We start from the raw sequence: 1,010 nt of genomic DNA on the forward strand, positions 1-1,010 counted from the left end.
GGCTTTGTTGCGTAAATCAGGCTCGGCCAGGGTATAAGGCGTAGGTCTGTTAGCCTGAGCAGGATGAAACCAGCTCCACAGAAGTACCGCACGACCAACTGGAAGACATACAACGAAGCCCTCAAGGCCCGCGGCTCGCTGCTCATCTGGCTTGATCCAGTGATGAAGTGGCACGGCAGGCCAAGTGGCAAGCGCGGCCGTAGCCAGACGTTCAGCGACGAGGCGATCCAGTTCTGCCTGAGCATCAAGTGCCTGTTCAATTTACCACTACGCCAGGCCATGGGGATGACGCAAAGCCTGCTGCACCTGGCTGGGCTCGACTGGTCGGCGCCGGACTACAGCACGGTGAGCCGTCGGCAAAAGACGCTGCAGGTTGCCATTGGCGCCGTGCCGACCACGACAGGCTTGCATCTGCTGGTGGACAGCACGGGTATCAAGATGCTGGGCGAAGGCGAATGGAAGACGAAGAAGCATGGTGCAGAGTACCGCCGCCAGTGGCGCAAGGTGCATCTCGGGATCGATGCGTCCACGCTCGAGATCCGGCCATGGAGGTGACGGACAACAGTGTCGGCGACGCACCTGTCCTGCCAGCGCTGCTGGGCCAGATTCCTGCTGACGAGAAGATTGCCAGCGTCAGTGGGGATGGCGCCTACGACACGAAGGACTGTCATGAAGCCATCGCGTTGCGTGCCGCGCACGCCATCATCCCGACCCGTGAGAACGCCAAGCCTTGGAAGGCAAACCGCTGTGGCGCCGATACACGTAATGACATCCTGCGGACGACAAAAAGGCTGGGACGGGCAATATGGAAGAGATGGAGCGGCTACCACCGGCGCAGCCTTGTTGAAACCAAGATGCGCTGCTTCAAGCTGCTGGGCGAACGGGTGATGGCACGCGACTTTGACCGTCAGGTTGCCGAGTTACAAGTGCGGGCTGCCGTTCTAAATCGCTTCACTCAGCTGGGTACTCCGATTACGGTCCCAGTGTTATAAAACGGACTACAAATAGCG

The 1,010-nt window shown here is 59.6% G+C and carries 1 pseudogene; it reads left to right on the forward strand.

The features are described from left to right. Positions 1 to 63: 63 nt before the first annotated feature. Positions 64 to 992, forward strand: a pseudogene (locus ACZ9AQ_RS24200) (IS5 family transposase). The last annotated feature ends 18 nt before the right edge of the window (positions 993 to 1,010 follow it).

Source organism: Massilia sp. UYP34, assembly GCF_056279385.1.